The 18,960-nt window shown below is 66.8% G+C and carries 14 protein-coding genes and 1 tRNA gene; 6 read left to right on the top strand and 9 right to left on the bottom strand.

Annotation, left to right across the window (positions count from 1 at the left end):
• Window positions 1-107: 107 nt before the first annotated feature.
• From ACTXG5_RS11835 to mfd, 7 genes are all read right to left on the bottom strand, one after another.
• Window positions 108-1,052, bottom strand: coding sequence for a Ppx/GppA phosphatase family protein (locus ACTXG5_RS11835; RefSeq protein ID WP_445163825.1), 945 nt, complete (start codon window positions 1,050-1,052; stop codon window positions 108-110).
• Entirely contained in the window at window positions 1,043-1,534 is a 492-nt protein-coding gene (locus ACTXG5_RS11830; RefSeq protein ID WP_445163824.1) for a DUF501 domain-containing protein, read from the bottom strand. The genes ACTXG5_RS11835 and ACTXG5_RS11830 overlap by 10 nt, the downstream gene beginning before the upstream one ends.
• Complete coding sequence (locus ACTXG5_RS11825) at window positions 1,527-2,213, bottom strand: FtsB family cell division protein (protein ID WP_445163823.1); 687 nt, start codon at window positions 2,211-2,213, stop codon at window positions 1,527-1,529. The genes ACTXG5_RS11830 and ACTXG5_RS11825 overlap by 8 nt, the downstream gene beginning before the upstream one ends.
• A 35-nt stretch (window positions 2,214-2,248) precedes the next feature.
• The gene (eno, locus tag ACTXG5_RS11820; protein ID WP_445163822.1) at window positions 2,249-3,538 is read right to left on the bottom strand and encodes a phosphopyruvate hydratase; all 1,290 of its coding nucleotides are present in this window, start codon (window positions 3,536-3,538) and stop codon (window positions 2,249-2,251) included.
• A 77-nt stretch (window positions 3,539-3,615) separates the two neighbouring features.
• On the bottom strand, window positions 3,616-4,347 hold the full coding sequence (locus ACTXG5_RS11815; protein WP_445163821.1) for a lytic transglycosylase domain-containing protein: 732 nt from the start codon (window positions 4,345-4,347) through the stop codon (window positions 3,616-3,618).
• 265 nt (window positions 4,348-4,612) lie between these two features.
• Complete coding sequence (locus ACTXG5_RS11810; protein WP_445163820.1) at window positions 4,613-5,770, bottom strand: nucleoside triphosphate pyrophosphohydrolase; 1,158 nt, start codon at window positions 5,768-5,770, stop codon at window positions 4,613-4,615.
• Window positions 5,767-9,423 carry a transcription-repair coupling factor gene (gene mfd, locus ACTXG5_RS11805; protein ID WP_445163819.1) on the bottom strand — a complete coding sequence of 1,219 codons (3,657 nt, stop codon included), beginning with the start codon at window positions 9,421-9,423 and terminating at the stop codon, window positions 5,767-5,769. The genes ACTXG5_RS11810 and mfd overlap by 4 nt, the downstream gene beginning before the upstream one ends.
• 107 nt (window positions 9,424-9,530) lie before the next feature.
• Between mfd and lysA the strand changes: the two genes are divergently transcribed.
• A complete protein-coding gene (gene lysA / locus ACTXG5_RS11800; protein WP_445163818.1) occupies window positions 9,531-10,871 on the top strand; it encodes a diaminopimelate decarboxylase in 1,341 nt (446 codons plus the stop codon).
• 103 nt (window positions 10,872-10,974) lie between these two features.
• Here lysA and ACTXG5_RS11795 read toward each other — a convergent pair whose 3' ends face one another.
• On the bottom strand, window positions 10,975-11,568 hold the full coding sequence (locus tag ACTXG5_RS11795) for a TetR/AcrR family transcriptional regulator (RefSeq protein WP_267735371.1): 594 nt from the start codon (window positions 11,566-11,568) through the stop codon (window positions 10,975-10,977).
• 172 nt (window positions 11,569-11,740) lie between these two features.
• Between ACTXG5_RS11795 and ACTXG5_RS11790 the strand changes: the two genes are divergently transcribed.
• The 5 genes from ACTXG5_RS11790 to ACTXG5_RS11770 all read left to right on the top strand — a co-directional run bounded on the left by ACTXG5_RS11790 (window position 11,741) and on the right by ACTXG5_RS11770 (window position 15,523).
• Window positions 11,741-11,812 (top strand) — tRNA-Gln (locus ACTXG5_RS11790).
• A 141-nt stretch (window positions 11,813-11,953) separates the two neighbouring features.
• Complete coding sequence (glmU, locus tag ACTXG5_RS11785) at window positions 11,954-13,429, top strand: bifunctional UDP-N-acetylglucosamine diphosphorylase/glucosamine-1-phosphate N-acetyltransferase GlmU (protein WP_445163817.1); 1,476 nt, start codon at window positions 11,954-11,956, stop codon at window positions 13,427-13,429.
• Window positions 13,430-13,538: 109 nt separating this feature from the next.
• On the top strand, window positions 13,539-14,519 hold the full coding sequence (locus ACTXG5_RS11780; protein ID WP_445163816.1) for a ribose-phosphate diphosphokinase: 981 nt from the start codon (window positions 13,539-13,541) through the stop codon (window positions 14,517-14,519).
• A complete protein-coding gene (gene arsC / locus ACTXG5_RS11775; RefSeq protein ID WP_445163815.1) occupies window positions 14,520-14,876 on the top strand; it encodes an arsenate reductase (glutaredoxin) in 357 nt (118 codons plus the stop codon).
• On the top strand, window positions 14,873-15,523 hold the full coding sequence (locus tag ACTXG5_RS11770; protein ID WP_445163814.1) for an LpqN/LpqT family lipoprotein: 651 nt from the start codon (window positions 14,873-14,875) through the stop codon (window positions 15,521-15,523). The genes arsC and ACTXG5_RS11770 overlap by 4 nt, the downstream gene beginning before the upstream one ends.
• Here ACTXG5_RS11770 and ACTXG5_RS11765 read toward each other — a convergent pair whose 3' ends face one another.
• Window positions 15,524-18,832, bottom strand: a complete 3,309-nt coding sequence (locus tag ACTXG5_RS11765) for a helix-turn-helix transcriptional regulator (protein ID WP_445164376.1) — start codon at window positions 18,830-18,832, stop codon at window positions 15,524-15,526.
• Between the last annotated feature and the right edge of the window lie 128 nt (window positions 18,833-18,960).

Here is an 18,960-nt window from a genome sequence, read left to right as displayed (position 1 = left end):
GTGTGCGTCCAGGGCGGGGATTTCGCGAAAACACCGCCTTCACCGCACACCGGAAGCCCGCAGCGCACATTCGAAAACGGCTACCGCTTCGAGGCCTAAGCAACCGGCTACTGGCAAATCGACAGCGCGATGCCGTCCAGGATGTCGTGCTCGCTGACCGTCAGCTCGTCGATACCCGCCCGGGCGCGCAGTTCGCGCGTCAACTCCTCGACCACGATCGCGCCGCCCCCGATCACGTCGGCCCGGCCCTCGTGCATCGGCGGCAGTCCCGCACGCTGGGATCGCGTCATGCCGATCAGGCGCTCGCACACCGCCAGCAGGTCATCGCCGGCGACCCGCGAAAGATGAATGGCCGCAGCGTCATACGTCGTCATATCGTGCGCCAACGCCGAAAGCGTGGTCATCGTGCCGGCCAGTCCGACCCAAGTCCGAGCCTGCTCGACGGGCACGGCCCGCAGTGCGGGCTCGAGCCGATCGCGCACCATCTGACGTGCCGCGTCGACTTCCTGCGGTGTCGGCGGGTCGGAGTGCAGGCAGCGCTCGGTCAACCGGACGCAGCCGATGTCCGCCGAGTAGCTCGCCTCCACCTCGCCTGCGCCGAGCACGATCTCGGTTGAGCCGCCACCCAGGTCGACGACGACGAAAGGCCCACGAGCACTGTCTAATTCGCCGACGGCGCCGCGGAACGACAGCTCGGCCTCTTCGGCTCCGGTGATCACCTCCGCGACCGCGCCGGGAAGCACACTGCCCAGCACGTCGGCCGTCATCGCAAAGAAGACATCGCGATTGGTGACATCGCGGGCGGCCGACGTAGCAACCATCCGAACCCGCTCGACGCCATGGGCTCTCATCAGGTCCGCATAGTCGACCAGCGCGGCCCTGGTCCGCTCGATCGCCTCCGGCGCGAACTGACCGGTGGCGTCGACGCCCTGGCCCAATCGCACAATCCGGGTCTCGCGATGCACGTCGCGAAGCCGCCAGTCCGATACGTCGGCGATCAGCAACCGAATCGAGTTGGTGCCGCAGTCGACACCGGCCGCCCTCAACGCCACAACTCACCATCCAACACTGCGGCCATGCCCGGCTCGGCGGCAAGCAACGCTAACGCCTCGTCGCCCAACGGATTAACCCCGGGCCCCTGGGCCAGCGAATGCGCGATCAGCACGTGCAGGCACTTGACCCGCTCCGGCATACCTCCGCCCGAGAAGGTGGTCCCGAGCGGCTCGATCGCGTCACGCTCGGCCAAATACGACTCGTGGGCGCGCCGGTAGGCAACCGCCAATTCGCTGTCGGTGCGCAGTCGCTCGGTCATATCCCGCATCAGTCCCGTCGTCTCCAGCCTGCTCGCAGCCGCGGTGAGCGCTGGATGCGTCAGGTAATACAACGTCGGAAACGGTGTGCCATCAGGAAGTTTCGGCGCGGTCTTCACCACGCCGGGCTCACCGTTGGGGCACCGGTAGGCGATCTCCAGCACACCGCGCGGCTCGCGTCCAAGCTGGCGTGCCACCGCGTCGAGGTCGGCACGATCAACCACCGGGAGTCGCGGGCTTCGGTGATTCCGGCGGCGCGGGCACTGGCTGTCCAGGTTCAGCCGGGGCGGCCGGTGGCAGGTGCGGGGCGTCGGCGATGGTGTGCCACAGCGAGGAGTACCAGGGGGCGCTGCTGGCCGGCTTGGCCGTCTCGCCTCCCGGCTGCGGGGACACCGCCGCGGCCGCCGGAAGCTGGACTTGGAAGGGCGTGTCCCCGGGCATCACAAACCCCAGGCGCTCGCGGGCCTGCGCCGCAATGTAGGCCGGGTCACCGAGCTTGACCTTCTTCTGCTCGAGGTCGGCGATCTGACGGCGCAGCGCGGCTTCACTGGCGGTCAATTGGGACATCTCGGTGCGCTGCGCGAAATAGGTGCGCACCGGGCCCGCGATCGTCAAAGTCAGCACGCAGACCACCGCGGCCAGGACTGCGGCGCGCCGGGCGGTGAATCCCAGCCGTTGATCGGATCGTTGCTCGACGGACTCGGCGATCTGCCTCTTGATCGGCTCGACGATGTGCTCGGCCGTCGTCCGAGCAGCCGAGGCGCTCTGCGCCAGCTTCGACTGGCGCGACGACGGCTTGGACGACGGTTTGGCAGCGCGACCGCGCCGAACCGAATCACCGGCTTTCCCCGGGCGCGATGCCGGGGAGCGGCGCTTCGGGTCTGGCCGTTTCGCGTCGGGCATCGGAGATCTAGCCGCGTTTCCCGTTGGCTGTCAAACTATTTCACGTCCAGTGCGAAGCGCGGAAATGCCAGATCGCCGGCGTAGCGGGCGGCGTCGCCAAGCGCTTCCTCGATGCGCAGCAGCTGATTGTATTTAGCAACCCGCTCGCCGCGTGCGGGCGCGCCCGTCTTGATCTGCCCGCTGCCGACGGCCACCGCCAGGTCGGCGATCGTGGTGTCTTCGGTCTCGCCGCTGCGGTGACTCATCATCGTGCGGTATCCGCTGTGGTGAGCCAGGGCGACGGCGTCGAGTGTCTCGGTCAGCGTGCCGATTTGGTTCACCTTGACCAGCAGCGCGTTGGCGACACCCTTTTCGATGCCCTCCTCGAGCCGCTCGGGATTGGTGACGAAGATGTCGTCGCCCACGATTTGCACCCGATCACCGATCGCCGATGTCAGGTCCGCCCAGCCCTGCCAATCGTCTTCGGACAGCGGGTCTTCGATGGACACCAGCGGGTAGGCGTCGAGCAGTTTGGCGTAGAACTCCGTCATCTGCTCGGCGGTCCGGGTCGCGCCCTCGAAGATGTACCCGGTGCCGTCGGTGTAGAACTCGGTGGCTGCCGCGTCGAGGGCCAGGGCCACGTCGGTGCCCAGCGTGAAACCCGCCGACTCGATGGCCGAGCCGATCAGGTCCAGCGCCGCGGTGGTTCCGGCCACGTCGGGGGCGAAGCCGCCCTCGTCGCCCAGGCCGGTGGACAGGCCCTGCTTCTTGAGCACCGACTTCAGCGAGTGGTACACCTCGGCACCCCAGCGCAGCGCCTCGACGAAGCTCGGTGCGCCGATCGGCGCCACCATGAACTCCTGGATGTCGACAGCGGTGTCGGCGTGGGCGCCGCCGTTGAGGATGTTCAGCATCGGCACGGGCAGGATGTGCGCGTTCGGCCCGCCGAGATAGCGGAACAGCGGCAACTGGGCGGAATCGGCCGCCGCCTTGGCGACGGCCAGCGATACGCCCAGGATCGCGTTGCCGCCCAGCCGCGACTTGTCGGGAGTGCCGTCGAGGTCCACGAGCGCCTGGTCGACCAACCGCTGATCGTCGGCGTTGAGTCCGATCACGGCCGGGCCGATCTCGTCGAGCACGGCTTGCACCGCTTTTTGTACGCCCTTGCCGCCGTAGCGCTTGCCGCCGTCGCGGAGCTCGACGGCCTCGTGCTCACCCGTCGACGCGCCGGACGGCACCGCGGCGCGGGCAAAGGTTCCGTCGATCAGGGCTATCTCGACCTCGACGGTCGGGTTACCTCGGGAATCGAGAATCTCGCGGGCCCCGACCTGCTCGATAATCGGCACTAGGATCTCCTTGCGTGGTAGCTGATGCCGGCCCCGGGCCGCCTTTAGCCTAAAGCCTGGGTCAGCGATTCATCCTTCTACAGCGGGTGACCCGCCGCGTAAGCGGTCGCCCAGTCTCGGACGGCCCGCGCGTAGACACTCGAGTTGTTGTAGGCCCGTAGCGCGGTTATCCATCCCCGGGGTGTCCCGAGATCCTTTCCGCGCCAACACAAATAACCGGCCGCCGCAAGCGCTGCGTCGTCGATGTTGTCCGGGCTGACGCGGCCGTCGTTGTGGGCGTCCACCCCGTACAACCGCCATGTCTCCGGAATGAACTGCATGGGCCCCATCGCGCGGGCCAGTGCCGGCTCGCTGTCTGTCATGTTCTCTTCGGCGTCGACAATGCGCAGGTTGCCCCCAGAGCCGTCCAGCCGAACCCCTCGGATCGGCGGACTCACATCCCCGTTCGGCGACAGCGTCGCGCCCCGGTAGGTGCCGTGATGGCTCTCGACCTGCCCGATGCCCGCCAGCGTGGTCCACGCGATATGGCACTTCGGGTTTTCGACCTCGGCGACCCGGGCGGCATACGCGTAGGCCTCCAGAGCAATCACCGGAATCTCCAAGATCGCGGAGCGCTGCAACGCCCAGTCCCGCAACTGGTCCGCGGGCCGACCGCTCGCATGAGTGTTCACTGCCGGCACCGGATCCCCGAACGGGGGCGGCACGCCTTCGGGGATGAAGAGGCTGAGCTGCCAGGTACAGCTGGAGGCCATCAGCATCGCGGTCGCGCCGATCACGGCGGCCGCGCGCAACCAACGCCTCGGCGACACCACGTACCCCTTAACTTCCCCTACACCAACGTCACCCACTGATTATCGTCCCATGACCTTTCGCCGTGGCCGGTCGCGTCGAATCGGCAAGCCCGGTTTCAGCTACTTTATCGATGAGCTGCCGGCTAGCGTGGCTAGCAAAGCACGAACAACGCTGACCACCGGGATTCGCCAACTCACAAGCCACATTACCCGTCGCCGCAGCGTACAACGGCAAACATTAGGGCGATCGCTGACAGGCAACCCGCGCGCGATCTAACCGGCATTAGCCTCGGCCTCGGCCCCGTTTCGAGCCTTTACCGGACCCCTTGGACTCCTTGCCGGGCTCATCGCCGGCGGTCCCGACGTCCTCGCGCTCATCGCCGGCTTCGGCCTCGTCATCGACCTCGTCGTCGGCTTCGGCCTCGTCGTCAACCTCGGCCTCGCCCGCCTCGCCAACCGCGGCCGTGTCGCCGGAACCTTGGGACTCCGGCGGCCCGACATCGTCGACCGCGTCGGATGGCCAGTGCTTGCGCCACTCCTCCTCGGTGATCACGCCCAGCCGAGCCACATCGAACTCTTCGGGCACGCTGTCCCCGCGGCGAGTGGCGGCGATCGACCTCTCGACCGCACGGACCGTGTCCACGAACTCCAACACCGCGGTGCGCAGCAGGCTTTCCGCATCGACGTCGGTCAGCACGGAGATCGCGGTGATCTCGGCGGGAATCATGTCAGCAGGCAGTCCGGCAGCGTGGGCGCGTTGAATCACCTTCTGCGCCAGCGCTAACGCCGGCTGGCCGGTATGGACGTCATCCATCACCGAATTACGCGGCTTCTCGGCCGCTTTGCGCTCTTCCCATTGGGCGAGTTGCTCTTCGAGTGAAATCGATTGACCCGCAAGCACTCCCGGCACCCGGTTGCCCAGCTTTCGCATCAGTGTGGCGGCGACGTCGTCGATGTCGAACGGGAACTGCCGCGCTTCCTCGGCGATGCGGGCGTGGAAAAGCACCTGCAGCAACACGTCGCCGAGTTCTTCGCACAGCTGGTGGGCATTGCCGCTGCGAACCGCGTCCAACAGTTCGTAGGTCTCCTCGAGCAGGAACCTGCGCAGCGAGTCGTGGGTTTGCTCGCTTTCCCACGGCCCAGCGGTACGCAGTTTGTCCATCATCGCGACGGCATCGACCAGTCGTTCACCGCGGGGCGTTTCCGGCGCCGAGATCAGCCGGGCTCCCGCGGCCAACCGGGCGGTCACCGCGGGGTGGTCGCGGTCCGACGACAGCAGCACCGGCGCATCCTCTCCGGTATGCACCGGACGCGCGGACGACAGCGACCAGGGCACCGCGACGGGCATCTCCTCGGTGTACTGGATCTCGCCGGTGAGGTGCTCGATCGCTTCGACGGGCACCAGCGACGGACGGCGGGGGTCGAACAAGACGACGATCATCGCGCTTGTCGCTCCTCCCTCGTCATCGCTGCAGGTGACGAACCCGTTATACCAATCTCTTGCTGCGGTTTCCCTTGCAGGGCCGTCACCAAGTTGGCCACCATCTGCACCAACTCGACATCGCGGAGCCGCGGCGCGCCCACGCCGCCGGCTCGCGGAATCGGAACCTGCACCGTGGACGTCGTGGCGCGGTAGTTGGCGGCTGGATACATCCGCTTGAGCCGCACCTGCGCAGAATCTAGCAGCGTCATCGGCGACAGCCGTACCGTTGCCGCAGATGGGGCCGATACTTCGGTGATGCCGGAGGCGCGGCACAGCAACCGCAACCGCGCCACGGCCACCAGCCGCTGCGCCGGTTCGGGCAGCGACCCGTAGCGGTCGGTGAGCTCCTCCACGACGGCGTCGACGGCCGCGTCGTCGGATGCGGCCGCCAGGCGCCGATAGCCCTCCAGCCGGAGCCGGTCACTGGCGATGTAGTCCGGCGGCAGGTGCGCGTCCACCGGAAGGTCGATGCGCACATCCTTGGGCTCTTCGGGGGAGGTGACGGTTTCTCCGTCGGCGGCCGCCCGATACGCCTCCACGGCCTCGCCCACCAACCGCACATACAGGTCGAAGCCGACGCCCGCGACGTGCCCGGACTGCTCGACACCCAGCACATTGCCGGCGCCGCGGATCTCGAGATCCTTCAGCGCGACCGCCATGCCGGCGCCCAGCTCGTTGTTCTGCGCGATGGTCGCCAACCGGTCGTAGGCCGTCTCGGTCAGCGGCACCTGCGGCGGATAGAGGAAGTAGGCGTAACCGCGTTCGCGGCTGCGTCCGACCCGGCCGCGCAGCTGGTGCAGCTGGGACAGCCCGAAGGTGTCGGCGCGCTCGACGATCAGGGTGTTGGCGTTGGAGATGTCCAGGCCGGTCTCCACGATCGTGGTGCACACCAGGATGTCGTAGTCGCGGTTCCAGAACCCCTCTACGGTGCGTTCCAGCCGTTCTTCGGGCATCTGCCCGTGCGCGACGACCACCCGCGCCTCGGGCACCAGCTCGCGCACCCGGGCGGCGGTGGCGTCGATCGAGCTGACCCGGTTGTGCACGTAGAAGGCCTGCCCGTCGCGCAGCAGCTCGCGCCGTAACGCGGCGGCGATCTGCTTTTCCTCCTGCGGGCCGACGTAGGTCAGCACCGGGTAGCGCTCTTCGGGCGGCGTCAGGATCGTCGACATCTCGCGGATTCCGGCCAGGCTCATCTCCAGGGTGCGCGGGATCGGAGTCGCGCTCATGGTCAGCACATCGACGTGGGTGCGCAGCGACTTGATGTGTTCCTTGTGCTCGACGCCGAACCGCTGCTCCTCGTCGACCACGACCAGGCCCAAATCCTTCCAGCGCACCGCGGTCTGCAGCAGCCGGTGCGTGCCGATCACGATGTCCACCGACCCGTCGGCCAGACCGTCGATCACGGTGCGTGACTCGGCGGGGTCGGTGAACCGGGACAGCCCCTTCACGGTCACCGGGAAGCCGGTCATCCGATCGGTGAACGTCTGCAGATGCTGGTCGGCCAGCAGCGTGGTGGGCACCAGCACCGCGACCTGCTTGCCGTCCTGCACCGCTTTGAACGCCGCCCGCACCGCGATCTCGGTCTTGCCGTAGCCGACGTCGCCACAGATCACCCTGTCCATCGGGATCGGCTTTTCCATGTCGGACTTGACCTCGGTGATCGCGGTCAGCTGGTCGACGGTCTCGGTGAAACCGAACGCGTCCTCCATCTCGGCCTGCCAGGGCGTGTCCGGCGCGAACGCGTGTCCGGCGCTGGCCTGCCGCTTGGCGTACAGCGACACCAGCTCGCCCGCGATCTCACGCACCGCGCGGCGCGCCTTGGTCTTGGTGTTGGTCCAGTCGCTGCCGCCCAGCCGGCTCAGCGACGGGGCCTGGCCGCCCACATACCGGGACAGCTGATCCAGGGAATCCATTGGGACATAGAGCTTGTCGGAACCGCCACCCCGCTTGGCGGACGCATACTCGAGCACCAGATACTCGCGCCGGGCGCCACCGACGGTGCGCTCCGTCATCTCCACGAACCGCCCGATTCCGTGCTGATCGTGCACCACCAGATCACCGGCCGTCAGCGCGAGCGGGTCGACCGTGTTGCGCCGCTTGGCCGCCAGGCGCTTGCCGTCGTTTGCGGTGGCCCGGCTGCCGGTCAGATCCGCTTCGGTGATGACGACCAGGTTGGCACCGGGTATCACGAGGCCGCCGTGCAGCGGACCCTTGAGCACCCCGACAACGCCCGCCTTGGGAGCGGCGCCGGATTCCAACATGGCCGCCGGGGTGTCGGACTCGGCCAGCCGCTCCACCACCCGATGGGCGGTCCCGGTCCCGGGTGCGACGATCGCGGCGTGCCCGCCGGTCAAGACGTGCGCGCGCAGCATCGCAAAGATGCCGTCGATGTCGTGCTGATGACCACGCGCCGACGGCGCCGCCCGGATATCCAGCTCGACCGCCGATTCGTCGCTGAGCTGGCTCAACGTCCACCATGGATGACCGGTCCGGGCCGCCGCGGCCCGCACCTCGTCCAGTTCGGCGAATCCTGACCCGCCCAGCTGCTCGACGTCGATGGGAGCCTCGGTGCCCAGCGCGGCGACCGACCAGGACGCCTCGAGGAATTCGCGCCCCGTCTTGATCAGGTCAGCGGCCCGGGTGCGCACCTTTTCCGGGTCGCACAGCATCACCGGCGTCCCCTCGGCCAGCTGTTCGACCAGTAGTGCGTGGTCGTCGGGCCGCAGCACGGGCAGCAGTGCCTCCATGCCGTCGACCGGGATGCCCTCGGCCAGCTTGGCCAGCATGTCGGTGACACTGCCGGTGATCGCGTTCGCGCCGGGAGGATGCTGTGCGACCAACTCGGCGGCCCGAGCCCGCACGTCGTCGGTGAGCAGCAATTCCCGGCAGGCGACCGCGACGAGCGTCTCGACCTCGATCTCCGCGATGGAGCGCTGATCGGCGACCGAGAACATCCGCATCTCGGTGACCTCGTCGCCCCAGAACTCGATGCGCACCGGATGCTCGGCCGTCGGGGCGAAGATGTCGAGAATCCCGCCACGGACGGCGAACTCGCCGCGCCGGCCGACCATGTCCACCCGGGTATACGACAGCTCGACCAGTCGGGCAATCACTTCTTCGAAGCCGATGTCTTGACCAACGCGAAGGGTTACCGGTTCCTGGTGCCCCAGCCGCGGTGCCATGGGCTGCAGCAGCGAACGCGCTGCGGTCACCACCACCCGCAACGGCGGGCCCAGCCGGGTGTCGTCGGGGTAAGCCAGCCGGCGCAGCACCATCAAACGGGTGCCGACGGTGTCAACGCCGGGCGAGAGCCGCTCGTGCGGCAGGGTCTCCCAGGACGGGAAGACGGCGACCGCACTGCCGAAGACACCGCGCAGTTCGGCGGCGAGGTCGTCGGCTTCACGTCCGGTGGCGGTGACCACCAACAAGGAACCCTGCTGTGCCAGCGCACTGGCCACGAACAGCCGTGCGCTGGCCGGGCCCACCAGGCTCAATTCGGCGGGTACGCCAGCGGTGGACTCGACGAGCTGCTGGAAGGTCGGCGCCGTCAACGCCAATTCAACGAGCCCCGCAATCGGGGTTTCTGGGCTAGCAGGCCCCGGTGCGGTCATGATGCACCCATTCTAGGTGCGCCGAACGACGTCAATATTGCGCCCGGGGCCGTCAAAGGATCGTTAGGATCGCCCACTCGAGCGCTGGCCGGGCGCACGGTGAAGTCATGACACTGCTTGACATGCTGCCCTCCATTGGTCGGGCGGCGCCCCGACGGCTGGATCCCGCGATCTGGCCTGTCACTACACATTCCGATGAGGAGGGCCGGCTCTGCATCGGCGACATACCCCTTTCGGATATCGCCGACGAGTTCCACACCCCCACCTATGTCATCGATGAAACCGACTTCCGCTACCGGGCCCGTCGCTACCGCAAGGTGTTGCGCGGCGTCGAGATCGTCTACGCCGGAAAGTCCCTGCTGACCACGGCAGTGGCGCGCTGGGCGCGCGAAGAAGGCCTGGGCGTCGACGTCTGCTCGGCCGGCGAGCTGGCCGTCGCTTTGGCCGGCGGCGTGGACCCGGCCCGGATCATCATGCACGGCAACGCGAAATCGCCCGACGAGTTGCAAGAGGCGGTAAGTACCGGGGTCGGGCGGATCGTGCTGGATTCCTGCATCGAGATCGCCTACTTGGCGGGCTGCGCTCGCAAGCGCCAGCCGGTGCTCATCCGGGTGACCCCGGACATCGACATCCACGGGCACCGGGCGGTCACCACCGGTATCAGCGACCAGAAGTTCGGGTTCACCCTTGCCGAGGACCAGGCCGCCGACGCGGTGAAGCGGGTGCTGGCGCATCCGATCCTCGACCTCGTCGGGCTGCACTGCCATATCGGCTCGCAGGTCACCGACCCGGCCCTGTACGGCGAGGCCATCCACCGGATGATCGCCGCGATGGCCGACATCCGCGCCCAGCACGGCGTCATCCTCACCGAGCTGAACATCGGCGGCGGCCACGCGATCCCCTACGTACCGGGTGATCGCGAACTCGAGCTCGACGAGCTCGCCGTCGTCATCGAAGACGCGCTGGACGAGGCCTGCGCCGCCGAACATTTCCCGCGGCCGACCATCGTGGTGGAACCCGGTCGCGCCATCAGCGCCCGGGCCGGCGTCACGTTGTATCGGGTGTGCTCGGTCAAAACGCAACCGGGTGGGCGCACCTTCGTCGCGGTCGACGGCGGCATGAGCGACAACCCGCGGGTGTCGTTGTACGGCGCCCAGTACACGGTCACTCTGGCCAACCGGCATTCGCTGGGACCCAAGCAGCGGGTCACGGTCGCCGGCCGGCACTGCGAGGCGGGCGACGAGATCGCCCGCGATATCGAGCTACCGGTGGACCTGCATCCCGGCGACCTGCTGGCCGTGGCCTGCACCGGCTCCTACCACCACAACATGGCGTCGAACTACAACATGGTCTGCCGGCCGCCGCTGATAGCGGTCAAGGACGGTCGGGCCCGCCAACTGGTTCGCCGCGAGACGATCGCGGACCTGCTGTCTCGCGACTGCGGTTGACTGTGGCCCCGCGGGGCCACTCCTTTTCGTCAAGTCGGTCGCCGAGCCTAACGGCACTGCGAAAAATCAGGCCGAAAATCGCACTGCGGTTAGGCTCGCGGAGCTACTCGTCCTGCAGCCGGGGATCGGATTCCAGATGAGTCAGGCCGTTCCACATCAGGTTGACCAGGTGGGCGGCGACGACTTCCTTCTTCGGCTCGCGGGTGTCCAGCCACCACTGCGCGGTCATCGACACCGAGCCCACCAACGCCTGGGCGTACAGCGGCGCCAGATCCGGATCCAGGCCCCGGCGGGCGAAGTCGCCGGCCAAGATGGAGCTGACCTGGCTGACGGCGTCGTTGAGCAGGCTGGAATAGGTGCCCGCGCTGATCGAGGCGGGCGAGTCGCGGATCATGATCCGAAAGCCGTCGGTGCGTTCTTCGACGTAGGTCAGCAACGCCAGGGCGACGCGCTCGACCCGCACCCGGGACCGGTTGTTGGTGAGCGACGAGGTGATGCCGTCCAGCAACGCCGACATCTCCCGGTCGACGACCACGGCGTAGAGGCCCTCCTTGCCGCCGAAATGCTCGTAGACGACCGGTTTGGACACGTTGGCGCGTTGCGCGATTTCTTCGATCGAGGCGCCTTCATAACCACGTTCGGCGAACAGCGAGCGTGCGATCCCGATGAGTTGGTGTCGCCGCTCGCTGCCGGTCATCCGGGCGCGGGGCGCCCGCACTTCTTTATCCGGGGCTGCCACGTCACTCAGAGTATCGGTTTGCGCAGGTGAAATTGCCCGAGTTTCCCTGGGGCCCGCTGATGAACCCCACACCGTCTAAAGTCTTGGTGGCGCGGTTGGCGGTTGAACCGCCTTCGCCCGTGATCTGCAGTCCGTCGTGGTGTAATCGGCAGCACCTCTGATTTTGGTTCAGATAGTTCAGGTTCGAGTCCTGGCGACGGAGCTTCGGCTGCTTGTCTACCCAGGCACCCCAGGGGACACGGGTATGGGATTTTTGCCATCAGTGCAGGTGAAATGACAGTCTTGAGGGCGTGGCGGCGCTTCGGGCTCCCGCCCCGCACGGGACAAAGCACGAGGAGAGTTGATGTCGTTTCGCGTTGACACAGCGGTCCTGGTGTTGGCGGCCGGGCCCGGCACCCGGATGCGCTCAGACACCCCGAAGGTGCTGCACACCCTCGCCGGCCGCAGCATGTTGTCGCACTCGCTGCACGCGATCACCAAGGTGGCACCTCAGCGACTGGTCGTGGTCCTGGGCCATGAGCACCAGCGCGTCGCGCCCCTCGTCGCCGAACTCGCCGACACCCTCGGACGCACCATCGACGTCGCCCTGCAGGACCACCCCGGCGGCACCGGCCACGCCGCGCTGTGCGGCCTGTCCGCGCTGCCACAGGACTACGCCGGCGTCGTCGTGATCACCTCGGGCGACACCCCACTGCTGGACGCCGACACCCTGGCCGACCTGATCGCGACCCACAACGCGGTGTCGGCCGCGGCGACGGTGCTGACCACCACGCTGCGCGATCCCTTCGGCTACGGCCGCATCCTGCGCACCCAGGACGACCAAGTGATGGCGATTGTGGAGGAAGCCGACGCGACTCCGTTGCAGCGAAAGATCGGCGAGGTCAATGCCGGCGTGTACGCGTTCGACGTCACCGCGCTGCGATCCGCGCTGGGCCGGCTGAGCTCCAACAACGCCCAACAAGAGCTCTACCTCACCGACGTCATCGCCATCTTGCGCGGCGACGGGCAGACCGTTCACGCCCAGCACGTGGACGACGGCGCGCTGGTGGCCGGCGTCAACAACCGCGTCCAACTCGCCCAATTGGCTGCCGAGCTCAATCGCCGCATTGTCGCCACGCACCAGATGGCCGGCGTCACCGTGATCGATCCGGCCACCACCTGGATCGACGTCGACGTGACGATCGGCCGCGATACCGTCATCCAACCCGGGACCCAGCTGCTCGGGCGCACCCAGATCGGTGGCCGCTGTGTCGTCGGACCGGACACCACGCTGACCGACGTCATCGTCGCCGACGGCGCGTCGGTAATCCGGACGCACGGCGAGTCGGCGTCGATCGGCAGTGGCGCCACGGTCGGCCCGTACACCTACCTACGGCCCGGCACCGTGCTGGGAGCCGACGCCAAGCTCGGCGCGTTCGTTGAGGTCAAGAACTCCGACATCGGGACCGGTACCAAGGTGCCGCATCTGACCTACGTCGGAGATGCCGACATCGGCGAGCACAGCAATATCGGTGCGTCCAGCGTGTTCGTCAACTACGACGGCACGACCAAACGCCGGACCACCGTCGGCTCGCACGTCCGCACCGGTTCCGACACCATGTTCGTGGCTCCGGTGACCGTCGGCGATGGTGCCTACACGGGCGCGGGCACCGTGCTGCGTGACGACGTCCCGCCCGGGGCGCTCGCGGTTTCCGCCGGCCCGCAACGCAATATCGAGAACTGGGTGCAGCGCAAACGTCCAGGCAGCGCCGCCGCGCAGGCCGCGGAGAAGGCCGCCCAGCAAGCCCCGACGGCCACTCCACAGTCGGAATCCGAATAGACACCATGAATTTGGTCTCTGGCAACCCGGCAATCATTCCGTACCATTCGCTACGTACGATGGGCATTTCCATTCCAGATCTCGACCCCGAAACGGCGAGGGCAGCACGGTGAGCCACGACTGGACCGATAATCGCAAAAATTTGATGCTGTTCTCTGGCCGGGCACATCCCGAGCTGGCCGAGCAGGTCGCCAAGGAACTCGACGTCCACGTCACCGCGCAGACGGCGCGGGAGTTCGCCAACGGCGAGATCTTCGTGCGCTTCGACGAGTCGGTACGTGGCTGCGACGCCTTCGTCCTGCAATCCTGCCCGGACCCGGTGAACAACTGGCTGATGGAAGCGCTGATCATGATCGACGCCCTCAAGCGAGGCAGCGCGAAACGGATCACCGCCGTCATGCCGTTCTACCCCTACGCCCGCCAGGACAAGAAGCACCGCGGCCGCGAGCCGATCTCGGCACGGCTGGTCGCCGACCTGCTAAAGACCGCCGGAGCCGACCGGATCGTGACCGTCGACCTGCACACCGATCAGATCCAGGGTTTCTTCGACGGGCCCGTCGACCACATGCGCGGCCAGAACCTCCTGACCACCTACATCAAGGACAACTATCAGGACGGCAATATGGTCGTGGTCTCCCCCGACTCCGGCCGGGTGCGCATCGCCGAGAAGTGGGCCGACGCATTGGGTGGCGTTCCGCTGGCCTTCATTCACAAGACCCGTGACCCACGGGTGCCCAACCAGGTGGTGTCCAACCGCGTCGTCGGCGAGGTCGAAGGCCGCACCTGTGTGTTGATCGACGACATGATCGACACCGGCGGCACCATTGCCGGTGCGGTGAAGCTGCTGCGCGAAGACGGCGCCAGCGACGTCGTTATCGCGGCGACCCATGGCGTGCTGTCGGAGCCGGCCGCCGAGCGGCTGGCCGCCTGTGGCGCCCGGGAAGTGATCGTCACCAACACGCTGCCGGTCGGCGAGGACAAGCGCTTCCCGCAACTCACGGTGTTGTCGATCGCGCCGCTGCTGGCCAGCACCATTCGCGCCGTATTCGAAAATGGCTCAGTCACAGGGCTATTCGACGGAGACGCCTAGATGGCTGGCAAGCCAGACAAAGCAATCATCTATCACAATCCACGTTGCACTACCTCCCGTAAGACGCTGGACTTGTTGCGGGACAACGGTTCAGAACCCGAGATCGTCGAGTATCTGAAGACGCCACCGTCGCGCGCCCAGTTGGTGAAAATGATTCGCGACGCGGACGTCGATGTGCGCACCGCGGTGCGTAAGCGCGAATCGCTCTATACCGAACTCAATCTCGCCGACGCGACGGATGATCAACTGCTCGACGCGATGGCCGAACATCCCATTCTGATCGAACGGCCGTTCGTCGTCACCGCGAAGGGCACCCGGCTGGCCCGTCCGATCGACGCGGTCCGCGAGATTCTGTGAGACGGCTCGCGGCCGCTGTCACGATCGCCGCACTGACGCTGGCTGCGGTCGCTTGTGGACCCAAAACTCCTGACTACTCCTCGGTTTGGACGACGAGTGCGACGGCCACGACCACCACGACCATCGACAAACCCGTCCCCCTGTCGCAGTACCTGAACAGCATCGGCGTGAGTGGCAAGCAGGTGGCGCCGAGTTCCCTGACCGATCTGAGGGTATCGATACCGACGCCGCCGGGCTGGACGCCGTTCACCGATCCACACATCGCGCCGCAGACCGTGATACTGGCCAAGGACAAGAAGTACCCGACCGCGCGGCTCGTGGTGTTCGCCCTGAACGGGGACTTCGACCCGGCGCAAGTCATCAAGCACGGCAACGACGATGCCCAATTGTTCGACAACTTCAAACAACTGGACGCCTCGATGGCGCCCTACAACGGCTATCCCTCGTCGATGATCCAGGGCAGCTACAACAGTGAAAACGGCACCCGGCTACACAGCTGGAACCGGATAGTGCTGCCGACCGGGTCGCCGCCGGCCAAACAGCGCTACTTCGTTCAGCTCACGATCACCGGTCTGGCCGACCAGGCTGCCGCGCAATCGACCGATATCGACACGATAATCCACGGATTCGTCGTCGCCGCAAAGTAATCAAGCGTGGCGGCCGGCCTCTTGGACGAGCTGAACGCGCGACGTCAAACCGAGCTTGGCGTAGACGTGGGTGAGGTGGGTCTGCACGGTGCGCGGTGAGATGAAAAGCCGCCCGCCGATCTCCTTGTTACCCAATCCTTCGGTGACCAGCCGCACCACGTCGTTCTCCATCGGCGTCAGCGAGCCCCAGCCACTGGCGGGGCGTTTACGCTCGCCGCGACCGCGTTGCGCGTAGGCGATCGCTTCCTCCGTCTTCAGGGCAGCGCCTTCGGCCCATGCGTCATCAAAGCCCTTCTGCCCCAATGCCTCCCGGACTGCAGCGACAGTCGCGTCGTAGCGGGCCTGATACATCGGGAAGCGGACATGCCCCGTGTGCTGCCGGATAGCATCCGCCGCACCCAACAGTCGCGCCGCATACGGGTGGTTGCCGTCGTCGGCCGCCAATTGGGCCAGGCACTCCAAGGCGTAGGGGACGCGCAGGTATCCCTGGGTGCGGGCGGCGACGGCGAGGGCGTCGTGGGCGTCGCGCTCGGCCTGCTCCGGTTCGCCCTGCGCCATCGCGACAAACGCACGAACCGTTAGCGCGCCTACTTGGTGCGCGCCAGGTACCACCGCGACGGCTTGGTCGGCCCACTGCCGAGCCGCGGTGAGATCGCCGCACGCCAATGCGGCTTCGGCCGTGGGGGTGAAGCTGCTGGTGAAGAGAAAGCGTTCCGGAACGGTGTGCTGAAACGCTTCTTCGGCTGCCTGTCTGGCCGCCGCGGCCTCGCCACCCGCGAGCGCGGCGATGGCCAACATCGCATGCACCGCATCCTCGTAGACCCAACCCATCGCTTCTGCGGCTTGGCGTGCGGATTGCGCGGCGGCAAGCGCGGCGGCCGGCTGCCCCTGATGTGCCATCGTGAAGCCGTAGCCGCAGTAACTGAAGGCCTGCATAGGCACGTCCCCGGCCGCCTCCGCATCGTCGGCCGCGCGACGCGTGGCTTCCGCGGCCTGATCGAGATCGCCCATTATCGATAGCGCTACACCCAGCCACGCTCGACAGCCCCTGGATACGAACTGGTCGCCGAGCGCGTCCGCAAGGTCACGTCCCGCTTCGGCGGACGCCCGTGCGGCGACTGGCTCACCGGCGACGCCCATTGTGGCCGCCAGGTAGCTGAAGAGTTGGCCCAGGATCCAGTCATTGCCTGACGCACGGGCCACATCGATCGCCTCGGCCAAGTACTCCCCAGCAACCTCGGCGTTGTAAAAAGCGATCATCCCGCACGAAAGCAACAGTCGGACGAGCAGTTCCGGGTCGTCGAGCTGGCGCGCGATCGCCAGGGCGTTTTCTGTTCGATCCAGGTTCGCGGGCATCGCAATCCACGCCGCGATGGTGGTGTGGTCGGCCACCCCACATGCCCACACATCCGGTGCTACCGTCTCAGGACGCTGGTCGGTCAATATCGCGTCGAATCCGGCGAGTGCTTCGCGGAAACTTCCATCGCGCACCCAGAACTGCTGCAACGAGCACAGGAGCCGCAACGCCGCCTCGAGGTCGGAATTCTCCCGGCTCCAAGTGAATGCGGCGCGCAGGTTGGCGATCTCGACGCCCACCCACCGCATCAGAGTCTCAACGCCGGCCAGCCGTCGGGAATGCAACTCCGCGACCGTGTCCGTGTAGTAGTCGCGGTGGCGGGTGCGCACATCGTCGGCTTCACCGGATTCGCCGAGTTTTTCTTGCGCGTATTGGCGCACCGTTTCCAGCAGCCGGTAGCGCATGCCGTCACCGGCGTCGTCAGCAACCACCAACGATTTATCGACCAGCAGGCTCAATTGGTCCAGCAGCTGGTAGGTTTCGACGTTGCTGCTGGCGCCGACGGCTTGGGCGGCGTCGAGATCAAAGCCGCCGGCGAAGACCGCCAGCCGGCGGAACAACACCTGCTCGGGCTCGGTCAACAACGCATGCGACCAATCCACCGAGGCGCGCAAGGTCTGCTGGCGACGTACCGCGGTGCGTGCGCCGCCGGTCAGTAGCCGGAACCGGTCATGCAAGCTGTCCAGGATTTGGGTCAGTGACAGGGCTCGAACGCGTGCTGCGGCAAGCTCGATCGCCAACGGCATGCCGTCGAGGCGCTCGCAGATCTCTTGAACCAACGCTTTATTGTCTTCGCCCGCAATGAATTCGGCGCGGACGAGGCGGGCGCGGTCGGTAAAGAGTTGGATGGCCTCATCGGCGAGAGGCAATGACGGTACCCGCCAACTCAATTCGCCGGGCACGGCGAGTGGCTCTCGGCTGGTGGTCAGAATCGTTAGGTTCGGGCAGGCGCTGAGTAGTTCGGTGACCATGCTTCCGCAGGCGTCGAGCAGGTGCTCGCAGTTGTCGAGCACCAGCAACATGGTTTTGTCGCTGAAGAACCGCACCAGCAGTTCAAGGGTGGAGCGGCCGGTCTGATCGGGCAGGCCAAGCGTGCGCGCGACCGTCAGTGCAGCCACCACCGGATTGGTGATGGGTGCCAGATCGACGTACCAGATCCCGTCACCGAATTCGGTGGCAACTTGGGAGGCGACTTCGACGGCGAGTCGGGTCTTGCCCGCCCCGCCGGCGCCGGTCAACGTGACCAACCGGCTGGCGGTGACCGTCTGGCCCAACTCGGCCAGCTGGGCCTGGCGCCCAACGAAACTCGTCAACTGTGCCGGCAGGTTGTGCGACGCCACCGATTGACCCACCCGAAGTGGTGGGAACTCGTTGCGCAGATCGGGATGACACAACTGGACCACACGTTCGGGGCGCGGCACACCGCGTAACGGGTAGCTGCCCAACTCGGTCAGCCACACTCCGTCGGGCAGGCGGTCGACGACCAGCGACTCGGTCACCCCTGACATGACGGTTTGGCCGCCGTGGGCCAGATCGCGGACGCGTGCGGTGCGGTTGATGGTGGGGCCGGCGTAGTTGGATTCGTCGCGTAGCTGGATCTCGCCGGTGTGGATGCCGATACGGATCCGGATCGGCGCCAGCGGAGCGCGCTGCAACGCCAACGCGCACGCGACCGCGTCACTGGCGCGGGCGAACGCGGCCACGAAGCTGTCACCCTCGCCCTGCTCCAACGGTCGCACGCCGTCGTGCGCGGCGACGGTTTCGTTCACGGTGCGATTCAGCAATGCGAGCGCCGCCGTCATCTTCTCCGGCTCGGTTTCCCACAGCCGCGTCGAACCCTCGACATCGGCCAGCAGCAACGTCACCGTTCCGGTCGGCAGCAACTCGCTCACGCCCAAATCGCTCCAAGTCAGCGACGGTGTCTCCGCATTCTGCCTCATGGTAGCCAGCATCGCGGCCTCGCCGAGGCAAAACATCGGCCAGAACGCGTAGATGCGCATGGGCGGCCGAGCGGATCTACGACCGGGAGCGCGTAGATCTGCGCGCTCTGGCGGATGGTCTTGATCCTCTGGCGCCGGAT

This window comes from Mycobacterium sp. Dal123C01, from assembly GCF_052566995.1.
This window is presented reverse-complemented; position numbering and strand designations above follow the sequence as displayed.

Coding starts and splice junctions, on each gene's coding strand:
- ACTXG5_RS11825 (WP_445163823.1), bottom strand. CDS start 2,213: ATGCCCGACGCGAAACGGCCAGACCCGAAGCGCCGCTCCCCGGCATCG.
- ACTXG5_RS11810 (WP_445163820.1), bottom strand. CDS start 5,770: ATGATCGTCGTCTTGTTCGACCCCCGCCGTCCGTCGCTGGTGCCCGTC.
- mfd (WP_445163819.1), bottom strand. CDS start 9,423: ATGACCGCACCGGGGCCTGCTAGCCCAGAAACCCCGATTGCGGGGCTC.
- lysA (WP_445163818.1), top strand. CDS start 9,531: ATGACACTGCTTGACATGCTGCCCTCCATTGGTCGGGCGGCGCCCCGA.
- ACTXG5_RS11795 (WP_267735371.1), bottom strand. CDS start 11,568: ATGACCGGCAGCGAGCGGCGACACCAACTCATCGGGATCGCACGCTCG.
- glmU (WP_445163817.1), top strand. CDS start 11,954: ATGTCGTTTCGCGTTGACACAGCGGTCCTGGTGTTGGCGGCCGGGCCC.
- arsC (WP_445163815.1), top strand. CDS start 14,520: ATGGCTGGCAAGCCAGACAAAGCAATCATCTATCACAATCCACGTTGC.
- ACTXG5_RS11765 (WP_445164376.1), bottom strand. CDS start 18,832: ATGCTGGCTACCATGAGGCAGAATGCGGAGACACCGTCGCTGACTTGG.